Genomic DNA, 15,011 nt, shown 5'->3' on the forward strand with positions numbered 1-15,011 from the left:
ATGAAGTGGTTTGATAAGGATGAGAACCTGCTGTTGCAGCGTTCTTTCATTTTTGGAGTGGCAGGCATTGTGATTTGTTTGGTGCCGCTTTTCAATGGGTACTTTCAGTTCTTGAATGCCCCGATGGGACCGCTCAACGGGGTAGGATTGTTGTTGCAGTTTTTTGGGTTGAGTATCGCCATCATGGTATTGCGAAAAAGGAAAATATCAGAACAGGCCAAGGACAAAGCCAAAAAAATGATTTTGGTGCTCGGGGTGGCTTTGGTGTTTTTTATTTTGGTGATATAGTTGGTCAAATAGTCCATAGTCGATAGACCACGGCAGCTTCTTTCAAGATCAAACAGAGTTTTAACAGTAAAAAAGTTCAGAAAAGTAAAGACGGTTGGTGTTGCGTCATCCTGAAGGAGGTACGACTGAAGGATCTCATTATTTTAGGAAAGACTCTTCGCTTCACTCAGAGTGACGGCTCCGACAAAATCGCCATAGGTACCGGGAGCCTGCGGAGGTGAAGAATCCCAATATTTAATTGAGACCCTTCGCTTCACTCAGGGTGACGCCACCTGAAATCTGTCGTTGGTGGACATTTTTGAACTAGAGATATTGGTAAATATTATTTAACGAAAACTGATAATCAATGAAATTTTTGAAAAGCCAATTATTCTTATTGGGAGTCATGATTTTGTTTTTTTCATGCATCCAAAAAGAATTCTCCTGGCAGGAAGGCGATATCCTGTTTCAAGACGGGGACTGCGGGGGTTTTTGTGAAGCCATCCGGAAAGTAACTGAAGGATATCAGGGCATTGAGTTTTCACACAATGGCTTGCTGATACAGGAAAATGGCGATTGGTTTGTGCTTGAGGCGATCGGAAAAGGAGTTAGCAAAACACCCTTGCAGGAATTCCTCAACAGGCACCTCGATGAAAATGGAAAGCCGAAAGTGATGGTAGGACGTTTAAAATCCGAATTCCAACATTTGATTCCGGAAGCTATTTTAGAAGCTAAAAAGCATCTTGGCAAACCCTATGATTCGGCTTTTGATTTTGACAATGAGGCGTACTACTGTTCTGAATTGATCCACTTTGCCTTCAAAGCCGCAAATGGAGGTTCGGATCTTTTCCAACCCAAGCCCATGACCTACAATGATCCTGACACAGGTGAATTATTTCCAATTTGGGAAACTTACTTTTTGGAATTGGGAATTCCCGTTCCTGAAGGAAAACCAGGTTTGAATCCAGGCGGAATGTCCTTGGAACCTGTTTTGGAGATGATGGAAATTTCCCGGAATTGAATTATTTTAATGGATATACACTTCTTTGCCAGTGACCCTATATGCTTCTTGAGTCGTGACGGAAGACCGAAGCCGGAAGACCGATGTATTGGGTAATTATGTCCGATGGCAAGAATTTAAATTGACAACCAATCTATTGGCATCATAGTGTAAATACCTAATTTTTTTTAAACCTATTTATCATTCAAAACCATGACTGAACTGCTCAAAAAACTCAATCACAAAGAAGGCATGAAAATCTTTGTAGCCAATTTTCCGGAGGAGTTCATCTCTGTTGTGGAGAATTGGGTGGAAAAGGAAGTTGCCATAGTTGAAACTCCCCAAGAGGCTAATTTTTTTCTGCTTTTTGTTCAGACAGAAAATGAAATCTCTGCCAATTTGGAGGCTGTCAAAAATTTCGTTCAGAAAGATGAAATGCTTTGGATGGCCTATCCAAAAGGGAGTTCCAAGAAATACAAAGCTTTAATCAACCGGGATTCTGGCTGGAATACTTTGGGAGCAAATGGTTTTGAGCCTGTACGGCAAGTTGCCATCGATGAGAACTGGTCTGCGTTGCGCTTCCGAAAAGTGGAATTTATCAAGGTGATGACTAGGAAGAATAGGTTGAGTTGATTGGTCTCGATGGGTTTAAGTTGCGAAATTTTTTACTCCTTCGCCATCTCCAGCGCCTTCGTAGTAGTGAAATACTTCACAATCATATTGGGAACTTCCCATTCCGGCATTTTTCCTGATTCATAATATTCCAAAAACTTCTCTGTGACTTGCCCAAAATGCGCTTCATGCCCGATATGGTAGCTGTCAGGAATGAGAATCAGGTATTCTCCGTTTTCTTGTTTTTGAAGTCCAAGCCCGGGGTATTTGGTCTGAAGGGTGGAGGCTATCGCATTTTCGAGTACTTGGTCTTGACCTTGTAAGAGTGCCACATACAAAGTCGGTTTGAAGTTTTCCTCTTTTCCCTGTCGGATAATGAGGTTTGCTTTGGTGCCGCGCATCATACTGTAATGCGTATCTCCGGTACCTTCCGGTGCCTCAAAATTCCAGATCACGCTGACTTTGGCATGTTTCCCTTTCAGCGTGTAATTCATTTCTCCATTACAAAAGACTTCAAGGTTTCCATTTTTCAGGTTCTTTTTTAAGAACTCAGGAAACTCGGCTTTGCCTGTTACTTTACTGAATTCATCCAAAGTTAGAGAAGTGGGCCATCTTTTGGCAGTCAGCATCTGCACATCGGTGGTATCCAAGATGACTTCTGGAAAAGCCTCCCATTGGATCAGATCCACCAAATGGGTTGTCACATCGACTATGCCTTCTCCTTCTTTGCTCACATCAAAAAACCAATCTGGACGGACCAAAGGATTGCCTGAAACATACTTGAAAAAGTGGTGAACGCTTTCTTTGGTAATGGCAGGATTGTCCAAGCTACCGTTTTCCAATTCTCCAAAAACAGCTGACAACATCGAGAGTTCCCGTTGAAGTAGAGAAGCGATCTCAAATCGCTCCGTCATGATGTCATACAGGAGGAGATTTTTTTCTGAAGCTGCCTCAAATGCTTTGACCAATTTCTTAAAACCTTCCTGATTGATGACGAGAGGCTTGTCCGCATAGACATGGATTCCATTGGCAAAGGCAGCGCTGATATAGTCGATTTTTTGGTCATTCTTTCCGGCGACAACCATCACGTTGCCCGTCTTTTTGGAAATCATTTTTGCCAAATAATCATCCCCTTTTTCCACTTCTATGTTCCATGCTGTCGGGGATTCTTCACGTGAGTTGTAGCCTGCGATCCTCTTGATGTAATCGTCCAATTCTGCCCCTTCAGGTGCAAAAACATAAACCGTCGAATCAACCTGTGGGTACATGGTCTTGTGGATCAGCCCTGCATGGAAATGCCCTGGGTCAAGACTCATGATGGTTACTTTGCCTTTATCCGAAAGTTCCATTTTTTCATTATTTGGAGCACTGCAGTATTGGAAGAAAATCAAAAAAGCCAAGAATGGAATAGTGAGAAAACGCTTTTTCATCTGATTAGACTTTAATGTGATCTGTTCCATAAGGTAAACGTTGTGGCCTGCTTAAGTGGGAGTTTGCCTCATCGTCATTGACAAAGCGCTCTGCTTTTGGATCCCATTCGAGTTTCCTTCCCACTTTCATGGCCACATGGCTGACCAAGCAAACAGAACAGGCACGGTGACCGATCTCAGCGGGGGAGAGCGGTTGCGCCCCGGATTGGATGCAATCGAGCCAATTGCCGTGGTGTTCTTCGCTTTTGTATAAGTGTATTTCTCCCGCTCCGATTTCGGATTGAAGGATTTTTGGATCTGATGCATCCAGAGCTTTGGCATTGTTGCCTTGGGCGACTGGGTCACTTGCCGATGCGGTATAATCACCTCTCGAAACCCAAATCCATCCCTCAGTACCTTCATATCGGATTCCATTGGGATAGCCGCCGCTCGTGAGCATTGTGATGCCGTTGTCATATTCTGCTTTGACCATAAAGTCGCCGTGTACATTCCAAAGTCCCGAGCGTGGAAACTCAGCAACAGCTTCGATAAATCTCGGTCCTGTCAGTTCAGTGTCCATTCCCCAAGCCGCTGAATCAAAGTGATGCTGTCCCCAACCTGTAATCATTCCTGCACCGTAATTTTCAAGGCGGAGCCATCCTGGACGGCTATAGTCATGCTGAGGGTGAACGCCGATTTCGGTGTAGGGTACTTCCGGCGTAGACCCAAGCCACATGTCAAAATTCAGGTTTGTCGGGATCGGCATTGCAGGAGCTTCGGGTCCTGCTGGATCACCGGGCAAGCCAATCCTGACAGTGTGTAGTTTTCCGATCCTGCCATTTCTGACCAGTTCAGCAGCTCGCCTGAACTGAAAACTGGAGCGCTGCTGTGTCCCGAGTTGCAGGATTACTTTGGTTTTATTGATGGTTTCTACGAGTTGCCGGCCTTCCTTGATGGTCAGGGAAGTTGGTTTTTGGAGATAAATATGCTTTCCAGCCAAAGCCGCTTCCATGGCAGGTTGGGAATGCCAATGATCCGGTGTGCTGATGATGACGGCATCAATGTCTTTGTCTTGGAGCATCTGATGGTAATCAGCGTATTGCTTCACGGCAAGATAGGGACTACCCATTTTTTTGGTGTAATATTGCTCGATCAGTTCTTTTCCTTCCCGCATCCGCTTGCTGTCCACATCCGAGACTGCCACTATCCTGGCCACATCATGTTGCCATGTCCCTGGGAGGTCATGCTCCCTTGCGATCCGGCCACATCCAATCTGACCTATATTAATCTTGTTACTTGGGGCATTTTTCCCAAAAACCGAAGAGGGGACGATGGTAGGGAATCCGATGATTGCTGAAGCCATGGCACTGTTTTTAATAAAGTTTCTTCTTTTCATGTAATAAATGTCTTTTCGGTTAATGGTCAGTTTTTTGAGAAGGCTTTCCAATATTCGTCCGCTTCTGCAGAAGTCATATTTCCGTCAAAGACGACCATTCTGTAATGGAGTGTATATTTTTTGCCCGGTTGGATTTCCCATGATTGATGACGGATGGGACAAAATTCGATGAAGACATTTTCTATACCTTCATTGGAATCTTCCGGCCATACCCGCATTGGTTCGGGGTGTGACCTGTTGGCAGGATGGCTGAGAAAAAGGATGCCGCTTTGGCCCGAAGGAGCTGAACTTTCACCCTGTACGATCAGCCATTTGGCAAAAGTCCCGTCTGCGGATTTTCTGTCATTTCCTTCGGAAGTCAAAATGGTACTGTTGGTGTGGTCCCACTTTTCGGTCGCACGAAAACCAATTCCTCCACCGTATCGATAAGCTTCAAGCATGACACTGGATTTCAAGGGCGTGGAGATCGTCGTGGAATAATCTACAAGATACCTTTCCCCTTCTTTGTTCCAGACTCGGATGGAAAGGTCTTCCTCGAGCGCCAATTGCGGGCCTTTTGGAGCCAATAAATCCATGTGGTTTTGCCTGACCACCAATTCTGAAAATTTAGAATTTGTCTTTTTGGAAATGACTTTTTCAAAATCCACGCGGCCTTTTCCGTCTCCCAAATTCCAAAAATCAACTTCCCGTCCTTCTATGGTGGTTTTGGTCCAAGGTCCCCAAATCCCATAATGGTGGTAATGATCCGGAGGCTGTATTCTCGTAAGAACTTGCCCCGAAGGTGTAAAAATGGGATGGATAAATCCTGATTTGCTGAACTCAGGTTTGACACCGTTCGGTACATCTGCTTTTGTAGTCTGATAAGTCAAAAGGAGTTGATTGGCTGATTTGAATTCTATACCCTTTGAGGATTCTTTCAGGGTTATTGTTTGTGAAAAAACGATTCCCGTAGATAGCATCATGGCCAAGCAGATATATAAAATTCTTTTGAATATCATTGGTTTTTTAGGTAATTGGGTGTTGTAATTTATCAAATTCTATAAAAACTTCAACCTCCGTTTATACGATTTTCCTAATGAACAAAAAGATATTGCCTGCATTGCTTCTTTTACTTCAGTTTTCTTGGGTTCAGGGACAAGATCTTCCTGAAGTAAAGCTTGACCAAATATGGAAAGAAAAGATTCATGGACTTGCTCCCGATAAAGCAACTTTTGCCTTTTCTGATAAGAAAAACATCCTTGTGTTCTCCCTTCATACAGGATTTGAACATTGGGTGATTCCGCATACGGAACAAATGATCAGGATAATTTCTGAAAAAAGTGGTGCTTTCGAGGTCACAGGAAGCAAGGATATCAGCATGTTTGAATCAAAAAACCTTGCTAAATATGACGCTGTCGTACTCAACAACACCTGCTCGAAAGGAGATCACCGCAACCTTTTTTGGGACAAACTCCGTGCAGAATCCAATGCAGACAGTGCGGTATTGATGAAGAAGGCGCTTCAATTGGAAAAGAATTTATTGAAATATGTAGAGAAAGGTGGAGGCTTATTATTGGTACATGGGGCTATAGTCACCCAAAACAATTCTAGGGCATTTAGCAGGTTGGTCGGGGCGAGTTTTGATTACCATCCGCCGCAGCAAGCCATTCAGATACGGTTGGCCGACCCCAAGCATCCTTTGGTGCAGGTATTTCCAGCCACAGGTTTCAACCATGTCGATGAACCATATTTTTACAAAAATGCCTATGCAGATTTGGATTTCAAGCCTTTGCTGTACTTCAACAATGCAGAAATTAGCGATCAGAAAAACCCATTGACCGAAGGAAAAACTTACGTGGCTTGGATCAGGACGCAGGGCAAAGGAAAAGTGATGTATTGCTCGCCTTCCCACAATGCGCAGAGTTTTGAAAATCCGGATTTGCTCAGGTTCTATTTGAACGGGCTGCAATATGTCGTCGGAGATGTGGAATGTGACGAGACGCCGATAGGGAAAAAGCTTTGAGGAATTGGTTCAACTCCTTCAGAGTTGTCACAGGTACTTTTATTTGGTTGGTCCACGGGTTTCACCCGCGGTTATTATTGTTGAAGCCTTTCCAAGGCTTCTTTGGGTTTCAGTGATTTTGCAAAAATTCACCTATTTGACTGGGTCTGGATTCAACTATTTCAGAGTTGTCACAGGTACTTTTATTTGGTTGGTCCACGGTTTTCACCCGCGGTTATTATTGTTGAAGCCTTTCCAAGGCTTCTTTGGGATTCACCTGTGGATATTGTCGTAGAAGCACTTCTAAGACTGATTGGTATTTTTGTCAGGGCAAGTACGGAGTACTTGAAAAATAATAACCCCCAATGTAATTGGGGGGCAGAGATATGTAAGGGTACTGTCAACTCTGAAGGAGTTGAACATCTTCTATTTGAAAAGATACTCCTCTTTAAACTCAATTTCATGTTCGATCAATAGCCTCTTATATTCATCATAAAAGGATTCTTTTTTATGGTGTTCTTTTTGATTTTTGATGTATTCAACAAGATTTGGTTTTTCTTTATTAGAGCAGGTAAATGCACCATAACCTAGTGCCCAACCATCCCATTTCGGGAAATCGGGATTTTCCTTCATCCAATTACCACTTGCAATTTTGATATCCTTGATGAAGTCTGCTAAACCATGACTTGGGTGTAAATCAGTCAAAATATGAATGTGGTCTCCGATTCCATTTATTTGGTACAGCGTGCAGTTTTTATTGCTGGTTATTCCCCGAATATATTTATAAAGATCAAGGCAATGAGTTTCAGGAATGGTAAATTCTCTTCGTTTTGTGCCAAAAACCAAATGATAAATGATCTGTTTGTAACTGCTCATATTTTAAAAAGGGTGTTATAAATTGAAATTAGTTAAAAATTATAAATAATTCAACTCCTTCAGAGTTGGCGGGTTCATTACGGTTTGCTCATCCACGGGTTTCACCCGCGGTTATTATTGTTGAAGCCTTTCCAAGGCTTCTTTGGGATTCAGTGATTTTGCAAAAACCCACCTACTTGACTGGGTCTGGATTCAACTATTTCAGAGTTGTCGCAGACACTTTAATTTGGTTGGTCCACGGGTTTCACCCGCGGTTATTATTGTTGAAGCCTTTCCAAGGCTTCTTTGGGATTCAGTGATTTTGCAAAAACCCACCTACTTGACTGGGTCTGGATTCAACTATTTCAGAGTTGTCGCAGACACTTTAATTTGGTTGGTCCACGGGTTTCACCCGCGGTTATTATTGTTGAAGCCTTTCCAAGGCTTCTTTAGGATTCAGTGATTTTGCAAAAACCCACCTACTTGACTGGGTCTGGATTCAACTATTTCAGAGTTGTGGCAGACACTTTAATTTGGTTGGTCCACGGGTTTCATCCGCGGTTATTATTGTTGAAGCCTTTCCAAGGCTTCTTTGGGTTTCAGTGATTTTGCAAAAACCCACCTACTTGACTGGGTCTGGATTCAACTATTTCAGAGTTGTCGCAGACACTTTAATTTGGTTGGTCCACGGGTTTCACCCGCGGTTATTATTGTTGAAGCCTTTCCAAGGCTTCTTTGGGATTCAGTGATTTTGCAAAAACCCACCTACTTGACTGGGTCTGGATTCAACTATTTCAGAGTTGTCGCAGACACTTTAATTTGGTTGGTCCACGGGTTTCACCCGCGGTTATTATTGTTGAAGCCTTTCCAAGGCTTCTTTAGGATTCAGTGATTTTGCAAAAACCCACCTACTTGACTGGGTCTGGATTCAACTATTTCAGAGTTGTCACAGGTACTTTTATTTGGTTGGTCCACGGGTTTTACCCGCGGTTATTATTGTTGAAGCCTTTCCAAGGCTTCTTTGGGTTTCACCTGTGGATATTGTCGTAGAAGCACTTCTAAGACTGATTGGTATTTTTCTCAGGGCAAGTACGGAGTACTTGAAAAATAATAACCCCCAATGTAATTGGGGGCTTTTTGCTAATCTGAAGAAACAACAACTCTGAAGGAGTTGAACTTGGCACTCATTTAAGCCTTAAAAGGCAGCTGATAGATTCTTTCTCCTGTCAGCTTGTACATCGCATTGCACAAAGCCGGGATGTAAGGAGGTACCGGAGGCTCGCCGACACCGGTTGGTTTTTCCATACTCTCTATAATGTGGACATGGATTTTCTTGGGCGATTGGGGCATCCGGATGATCTGATAGCCATCAAAGTTTTTTTGCTGTGGGATTCCATTTTCGAAAGTGATGGCTGAAGTGGTCGCCAAACTTGTCGCAAACTGTGCCCCGCCTTCAAACTGTGAACGGATTCTATCTGTATTGACTCCGATGCCACAATCCACTGCATAGAATACTTCAGGGATGGAGATTTTGCCCGAACTGTCTTTTTCCACTACCACTATGCAAGCAACATAGGTCAGGAAGCTTTTGTGGGCTGCAAAGCCAACCGCTTTTCCCTCTGCCAGCTTTTGGTCCCAATTTGCTTCTTTGGCAACCCTTTCAATCACTTTTTTCATCCTTCCTGTATTCCAAGGGAAAGTTTCTATCGGTTCGCCATAGTTTTCATATTTCCCGTCTGTTTCCGGTTTGAATTCAATGTTGCGGTCCTCACCGAGCATCTGAAGTGCGTGCTTTACAGGATCGATACCTCGGGCTTCAGCGATTTCATCCATCATACATCCAATAGCAAAAGCATGGTGGATATTGCTCACTGACCTCAGCCATCCGATTCTGGTATGGGCTGTTGATTCGTGTGTTTCAATTTTAATATTTGGCACATCATAAGGAAAATCCGTACAGCCCAAACCCAATTCACCATCAGAGGGATGAAGTTCGGTGGTACTGCCTGTTGCTCCGATAGCGGGAAAAACAGTATGGTGGTTCCACCCGGTGAATTTCCCGTCTTTGTCAATCGTCGCTTTGATCCTTTGGGCACTATGTGAGTGGAAAAAGTCAAAATGGAGGTCGTCCTCCCTTGTCCACTGAACCCTGACAGGTGACTTGGCGGCCTTGGAAAGGATAGCTGCTTCCACCACAAAATCAGGCTTGGATTTTCTTCCAAATCCTCCTCCGAGAAGTGTGACATTCATCTTTACCTTATCCAGATCAAGTTCCAAAGCTGTTGCAACTGCCTGTCTTGCCCATTGGGGATGCTGGGTAGGTGCCCAGATTTCACAGATGCCATCTCCCTGATAATGTGCGATGGCAGCCGGTGGCTCAATGGTAGCATGTGCATAAAAAGGAGCCAGATAAGTTCTTTCCAAAACCTTTTCTGCAGTCCTTTGCGCTGTCGAAAAGTTGCCTCTTTCCCTTCTGACTTTTCCGTCCTTGGCAGTACTTTGAAGCATTTCTTCCAATTGTTTGGCAGAATTGTAAGTTTGGTTTGGTCCCAAGTCCCATTCTATTTCCAACGCTTCCCTGCCTTTCATCGCGGCCCATGTATTGTCGGCAATGACGGCTACACCCTCCAAGGCTTTGTCCAATCCCGGAGGAATTCCCGCGCCTTCGATCTTGACTACCCTATTTACTCCCGGCACTGCCAAAGCTTTGGCATCATTGAAAGAAATGACTTTGGCGCCGATGACTGGACTTCTCCGAACCACCGCTACCTGCATTCCTGGCAAATCCACGTCAGCACCAAAAACCGCCTTACCTGTCGTGATATCTCTGGCATCATAGATGGTGACATCTTTGCCGATCAGTTTATAGCTTGAAAATTCCTTCAAAGTGATACTTGCAGGATCTGGCAAAGGCATGTCTTTGACCTCAGCTACCAAATCCCCAAAGTCGATTTTCTTTCCTGAGGAATGGATTACCCGGGAGTTTTCTGTATGACACTCCTCGGGACTTACTTCCCATTTTTTGGCTGCGGCGGCGATAAGCATGTGTCTTGCCGTCGCTCCGGTTTTTCGCATGGGTTCATAAAACATCCTGACAGAAAATGAGCCGTCGGTGTTTTGGTTTCCATATTTTTCTTCATCGCCTTCGGCCTGTACGATTTTCACCTTAGACCAATCCGCTCCCAATTCGTCGGCCACGATCTGTGGTAAGGAGGTTCTAATGCCCGTTCCCATTTCAGATCGGTGAGCAACGATGGTGACTTCATTGTCAGAAGTGATGCTGACAAATACATTGGGAGCAAAAGTGATGGTTTCACCTTTGGGTCCAGCGCATTGGAAATTGACTCCCAAAAGGAATCCTCCGGTAGCCAGAGAACTAAGTTTCAAGAAATCCCTGCGTGAAGGAACAAAGACTTCGCTCTTGTCTTCAGCTTTTTTGTTTTTTAAAAATGGGAAGTTCGGCATCATATATTTTGATGTTTTGGGTTCAGGATTAAAGTGCTTTGGATGCGGTGAGAATGGCTTCTTTGATGCGGTTATAGGTACCGCAGCGACAGAGGTTTCCTGCCATGGATTCTTCGATCTCAGCATCTGACGGATTTGGACTTTTCTTAAGTAAAGCAGCCGCACTCATGATCTGACCTGTTTGACAATAACCGCATTGGGGAACCACGTGCTCCACCCAAGCGTCCTGAAGTGGGTGCTGGCCTTCCTTATCCAGACCCTCTATGGTGGTGACTTTTCTGCTTCCAACAGTAGAGATGGGAGTACTGCAGGACCTGATGGCTTCATCGTCCAAATGAACCGTGCAGGCACCACAAAGCGCTTGCCCACAGCCGAATTTGGTCCCTTTCATCGAGAGCAAATCCCTTAAAACCCAAAGCAGTGGCATGTCCGGATCTGCGGTCACTTCCTGCTTTTTTCCGTTGACAGATATTGTGAATTTTTCCATAGTGGTATGTTATGTTTTTTTGTTGGTTAACTGAAATCAGGCCTGTAACGTAATTCTCTTATTTAAAATTGACAGAAGACGGAAGATGGAAGTATTCTGCTCTTTTTCTTCAATCCATGTATTTATAATTTCAGCCGTAGTTTTTGGGTTTAGAATATTATAATTGGAAGGTTAAGCACCTATGAGGTTCCATTTTTCCCTGTATGGCCTGAAGAGCAATTCATTGGCATCGTCATCTTTTACGAACAGTTCTTTCTTCGCATCCCATTTCAAAGATTTTTCCTGTTGGTAGGAAATCAGTGCCAAATGCATCGGTAAAGTCATCCCTCTTGCATATTCAAGATTGGATTCAGGTTGCTGACGGGATTTAACAGCATCGAGAAAATTCTGTTGGTGTCCCGGAGACCTTGGGATGGACTTGGCGATTTCGGGAATGTCAGTCAAAGTTTGTCCATTCATGTGGATGGCCATCGTGCTGTAATCACAGATCAGGTTTCCTTTTGTACCTTCGAAATAAGAACCTATTCCCATTTTGTCGGCACCTTGTACCGGTGGAGGCGTGGAGGTCCAATGGATTTTGAGTTTTTTGAATTTGAAATCCACGTCTATCCATTTTGGGGTATCGCCTACACCTTCCGATTTTTCTCCTTTGGCCGAAATGGATTTTAGTCCGCTTGGCGCAATGGACATCCATACCACATCTGCGATATGGCACCAAAAGTCCTGAAACACACCTCCGGAATATTCCATAAAATAGCGGTAGGTGAAATGACATTTTTCAGGGGCATATTCTGAATAGGGGGCGGGCCCTAGCCACATGTCCCAATTGAGGTTTGGTGGAGGGGTTTGGTAGTTGAGCTTTTCGATGATCGGGGGTTCTCCGGTTTTCCAAAGCCTGACAGTTTTGATTTTCCCCAACTCCCCGGATTGGATGATCTCGGCCACTCGGTGGTAATTGTCTCCGGCATGGATCTGGGTGCCCAATTGGAAAACCCTGTTGTTTGACTTTTGCGCAGCCAACATCAACTGTCCCTCCCTTAGCGAGTAGGAAAGTGGCTTTTCTCCATAGACATCTTTGCCTGCCTGAAATGCCAAAATGGCGATCTGTGCGTGCCAATGGTCCGGTGTGGCGATGGTGACAGCGTCGATATCCTGCCTTTCCAGGACTTTTCTGAAGTCAGTATAAATCTGGGCTTTGGTATCTGGATGGATTTTTTTGAGTTGGGATAAAGCTTCCCTTGCGTGCTCTTCGTCGACGTCACAGAGGGCGACTATCTCTGCTTCGGGTAAGTTGGCAAACCAATTCATATGTGCCAAACCCATTCCGCCGAGGCCGATGTGGGCTATCCTGACCCTGTCGGAGGCGGCGGCTTTGAGGCCTTCGAAAGGTAAAAATTGTAGTCCCAAGGCCGTAAGGACAGAGTAGCGAACAAAATCCCGCCTATTGATATGTTGACTCATAAGATTGGTTTATTGGGTTGGTGGCTGATTTAATGGAACTTCATTTACATTTTTGTTCTCAATTTAAAAAAAATACGTGTGTGATTTTAATCTCCTTCCTAAAGATTGACTTTTGTTTATATTTATTGGATAATAGAAATATAAGCGGGGAACAGATGCTATAAGTGGCTGATAACCAAATTTGAAAATCAAAGTTGTACAGGTATGGTAAAGAGGTTTTTTGTTTGGCAGATTGGCATTTTCGATTTATTGGATGAACATTGGGAAAGCGATTCCGTGTCAAAGTGGATCAGTAATATAGTTGTTCTATTTTTTGTCGGAGGTTTGCTCATGGGACTGCTATCCTACCTTAATATTTTCCATTTTGGGGACAAATTTACTTCCTTCTATGCCATCGAATTGGCTTTTAATGTGCTTTTGATATTTGAAGTATTGGGATTGATTTTTCTGATTCCAAAGTCTGTTGCGGATTCTGTCGGAAAGCAATTTGAAATTATTTCCCTGCTCTTGCTACGGGATGCTTTCAAGGAGTTTGGCCATTATTTGGGAGATATGACTTGGGAGGTCGATTTTTTGATGGAACTGCTTCCTATTGTCTCCGATGCCTTTGGTGCGGTCCTGATTTTTTTGATCACGGGGCTTTTTTACAGGGCACAAAAGCATATCCGCATCACCAAAACTTATGAGGAACAAAAGGGATTTGTGTCTATCAAAAAACTCATGTCCATTTACCTGACAGTTTCGTTTATACTGTTGGGGATTTATGACATTTTCACAGCCTATCAGACCCATGAGTTTATTTATAGTATCAAGTTGTTTTATACATTGCTGATATTTACAGATGTGTTTATTCTGTTGTTTTCTCTTCGGTATACTACCAAATACTATAACCTTTTCAGATATTCTTCCTTTGCTTTGGCAACGATATTCCTGAGGCTGACCTTGTCTGCCCCTGCCTATTACAATGTATTGTTGGCGGTGATTGCCGGCCTGATGGTTTTGGGAGTTACTTATATCTACAACAAGCTTTTGGTAAAACAAGTGGTTGAAGGGAAAGAATGAGATGTGATGTGGGTATCCGCTTATTTGCCAGAAACACTATATTTTTCTTCAAGCGGGACGGAAGACCGAAGTCGGAAGACGGATGTAGCGGGCTATTAATTCCCAGACCAGAATTAGAATAGATATCATATTTCTAGGCATCATTACTTTCATAAATGGGGAAATGGGAAGAGGAATTAAAAATAAGTCCCTGATTTATAGGAATAATTAAGTTGCAGTTGATATTATTCCAATTTTTTTGATGAGGCAGTTTGGAAAAAATGGCTTAACCTGCTAATATTGCATCACCTTAGATCAAAGGGTCTGATAAAACCAATAAAATTCCTCCTTAGCTCAGTTGGTTGAGTCCCGTATGTACGGGATTAATCATGGGGTCAAAAGAGATAAAACCAATAAAATTCCTCCTTAGCTCAGTTGGTTGAGTCCCGTATGTACGGGATTAATCATGGGGTCAAAAGAGATAAAACCAATAAAATTCCTCCTTAGCTCAGTTGGTTGAGTCCCGTATGTACGGGATTAATCATGGGGTCAAAAGAGATAAAACCAATAAAATTCCTCCTTAGCTCAGTTGGTTGAGTCCCGTATGTACGGGATTAATCATGGGGTCAAAAGAGATAAAACCAATAAAATTCCTCCTTAGCTCAGTTGGTTGAGTCCCGTATGTACGGGATTAATCATGGGGTCAAAAGAGATAAAACCAATAAAATTCCTCCTTAGCTCAGTTGGTTAGAGCACATGACTGTTAATCATGGGGTCCTAGGTTCAAGCCCTAGAGGGGGAGCAAAAAGCCTCAAATCGAAAGATTTGAGGCTTTTTTTTATTGATATTACTTAGCTCAGTTGGTTAGAGTCCCGCACGTGCGGGATTAATCATGTCCCGTACGTACGGGATAAGTTCAAGTCCCGCACGTGCGGGAGGAGCAAAGGCCTTGCAGAAATGGGTCATGTACTGAAATAGGTTGACACAATTTAATTCAAAATTGTAAACCTATACACGGACAAAATGCGTGAATCAGA

General features: G+C 43.5%; 12 protein-coding genes and 1 tRNA gene. 6 read left to right on the plus strand and 7 right to left on the minus strand.

Features of this window, described 5'->3' with window-relative positions; genetic code table 11:
• The 3 genes from MMU07_RS16820 to MMU07_RS16830 all read left to right on the plus strand — a co-directional run bounded on the left by MMU07_RS16820 (position 1) and on the right by MMU07_RS16830 (position 1,900).
• Entirely contained in the window at positions 1–288 is a 288-nt protein-coding gene (locus MMU07_RS16820) for a hypothetical protein (RefSeq protein WP_241127502.1), read from the plus strand.
• Positions 289–634: 346 nt separating this feature from the next.
• On the plus strand, positions 635–1,288 hold the full coding sequence (locus MMU07_RS16825) for a YiiX/YebB-like N1pC/P60 family cysteine hydrolase (protein ID WP_241127504.1): 654 nt from the start codon (positions 635–637) through the stop codon (positions 1,286–1,288).
• Between the two features lie 192 nt (positions 1,289–1,480).
• Entirely contained in the window at positions 1,481–1,900 is a 420-nt protein-coding gene (locus MMU07_RS16830; protein ID WP_241127506.1) for a hypothetical protein, read from the plus strand.
• A gap of 32 nt (positions 1,901–1,932) precedes the next feature.
• On the opposite strand, the gene MMU07_RS16835 is transcribed toward MMU07_RS16830, so the two are convergent.
• Genes MMU07_RS16835 through MMU07_RS16845 form a run of 3 tightly spaced genes read right to left on the minus strand, consistent with a single transcriptional unit; the run spans position 1,933 to position 5,682 of the window.
• Positions 1,933–3,309, minus strand: coding sequence for a putative oxidoreductase C-terminal domain-containing protein (locus MMU07_RS16835; protein WP_241127508.1), 1,377 nt, complete (start codon positions 3,307–3,309; stop codon positions 1,933–1,935).
• A 4-nt stretch (positions 3,310–3,313) separates the two neighbouring features.
• Positions 3,314–4,684, minus strand: coding sequence for a Gfo/Idh/MocA family protein (locus MMU07_RS16840; protein ID WP_241127509.1), 1,371 nt, complete (start codon positions 4,682–4,684; stop codon positions 3,314–3,316).
• A gap of 26 nt (positions 4,685–4,710) precedes the next feature.
• On the minus strand, positions 4,711–5,682 hold the full coding sequence (locus tag MMU07_RS16845; protein WP_241127511.1) for a DUF6807 domain-containing protein: 972 nt from the start codon (positions 5,680–5,682) through the stop codon (positions 4,711–4,713).
• A 77-nt stretch (positions 5,683–5,759) separates the two neighbouring features.
• Here MMU07_RS16845 and MMU07_RS16850 point away from each other — a divergent pair, with 77 nt between their 5' ends.
• Positions 5,760–6,686 (plus strand): ThuA domain-containing protein, encoded by a 927-nt coding sequence (locus MMU07_RS16850; protein ID WP_241127513.1) that lies wholly within the window; start codon positions 5,760–5,762, stop codon positions 6,684–6,686.
• Between the two features lie 405 nt (positions 6,687–7,091).
• Here the strand turns inward: MMU07_RS16850 and tnpA are convergent, their stop codons facing one another.
• From tnpA to MMU07_RS16870, 4 genes are all read right to left on the minus strand, one after another.
• Positions 7,092–7,541 (minus strand): IS200/IS605 family transposase, encoded by a 450-nt coding sequence (tnpA, locus tag MMU07_RS16855; RefSeq protein ID WP_241127514.1) that lies wholly within the window; start codon positions 7,539–7,541, stop codon positions 7,092–7,094.
• A gap of 1,167 nt (positions 7,542–8,708) precedes the next feature.
• On the minus strand, positions 8,709–10,988 hold the full coding sequence (locus MMU07_RS16860) for a xanthine dehydrogenase family protein molybdopterin-binding subunit (RefSeq protein ID WP_241127516.1): 2,280 nt from the start codon (positions 10,986–10,988) through the stop codon (positions 8,709–8,711).
• Between the two features lie 25 nt (positions 10,989–11,013).
• Positions 11,014–11,472 (minus strand): (2Fe-2S)-binding protein, encoded by a 459-nt coding sequence (locus MMU07_RS16865; protein WP_241127519.1) that lies wholly within the window; start codon positions 11,470–11,472, stop codon positions 11,014–11,016.
• A 171-nt stretch (positions 11,473–11,643) separates the two neighbouring features.
• Entirely contained in the window at positions 11,644–12,933 is a 1,290-nt protein-coding gene (locus MMU07_RS16870) for a Gfo/Idh/MocA family protein (protein ID WP_241127520.1), read from the minus strand.
• A 204-nt stretch (positions 12,934–13,137) separates the two neighbouring features.
• On the opposite strand from MMU07_RS16870, the gene MMU07_RS16875 reads away from it, so the two are divergent.
• Both MMU07_RS16875 and MMU07_RS16880 read left to right on the plus strand, forming a co-directional pair.
• The gene (locus MMU07_RS16875) at positions 13,138–13,995 is read left to right on the plus strand and encodes a hypothetical protein (protein ID WP_241127522.1); all 858 of its coding nucleotides are present in this window, start codon (positions 13,138–13,140) and stop codon (positions 13,993–13,995) included.
• Between the two features lie 707 nt (positions 13,996–14,702).
• Positions 14,703–14,776, plus strand: a tRNA-Asn gene (locus MMU07_RS16880).
• The last annotated feature ends 235 nt before the right edge of the window (positions 14,777–15,011 follow it).

Origin of the sequence: Cognataquiflexum nitidum, from assembly GCF_022538055.1 — a bacterium.
Taxonomy (GTDB): Bacteria; Bacteroidota; Bacteroidia; order Cytophagales; family Cyclobacteriaceae; genus Cognataquiflexum; species Cognataquiflexum nitidum.

Bases quoted from the DNA above. Each gene is read 5' to 3' on its own strand.
- MMU07_RS16820 (WP_241127502.1), top strand. From the start codon at position 1: ATGAAGTGGTTTGATAAGGATGAGAACCTGCTGTTGCAGCGTTCTTTC.
- MMU07_RS16825 (WP_241127504.1), top strand. From the start codon at position 635: ATGAAATTTTTGAAAAGCCAATTATTCTTATTGGGAGTCATGATTTTG.
- MMU07_RS16830 (WP_241127506.1), top strand. From the start codon at position 1,481: ATGACTGAACTGCTCAAAAAACTCAATCACAAAGAAGGCATGAAAATC.
- MMU07_RS16835 (WP_241127508.1), bottom strand. From the start codon at position 3,309: ATGAAAAAGCGTTTTCTCACTATTCCATTCTTGGCTTTTTTGATTTTC.
- MMU07_RS16840 (WP_241127509.1), bottom strand. From the start codon at position 4,684: ATGAAAAGAAGAAACTTTATTAAAAACAGTGCCATGGCTTCAGCAATC.
- MMU07_RS16845 (WP_241127511.1), bottom strand. From the start codon at position 5,682: ATGATATTCAAAAGAATTTTATATATCTGCTTGGCCATGATGCTATCT.
- MMU07_RS16850 (WP_241127513.1), top strand. From the start codon at position 5,760: ATGAACAAAAAGATATTGCCTGCATTGCTTCTTTTACTTCAGTTTTCT.
- tnpA (WP_241127514.1), bottom strand. From the start codon at position 7,541: ATGAGCAGTTACAAACAGATCATTTATCATTTGGTTTTTGGCACAAAA.
- MMU07_RS16860 (WP_241127516.1), bottom strand. From the start codon at position 10,988: ATGATGCCGAACTTCCCATTTTTAAAAAACAAAAAAGCTGAAGACAAG.
- MMU07_RS16865 (WP_241127519.1), bottom strand. From the start codon at position 11,472: ATGGAAAAATTCACAATATCTGTCAACGGAAAAAAGCAGGAAGTGACC.
- MMU07_RS16870 (WP_241127520.1), bottom strand. From the start codon at position 12,933: ATGAGTCAACATATCAATAGGCGGGATTTTGTTCGCTACTCTGTCCTT.
- MMU07_RS16875 (WP_241127522.1), top strand. From the start codon at position 13,138: ATGGTAAAGAGGTTTTTTGTTTGGCAGATTGGCATTTTCGATTTATTG.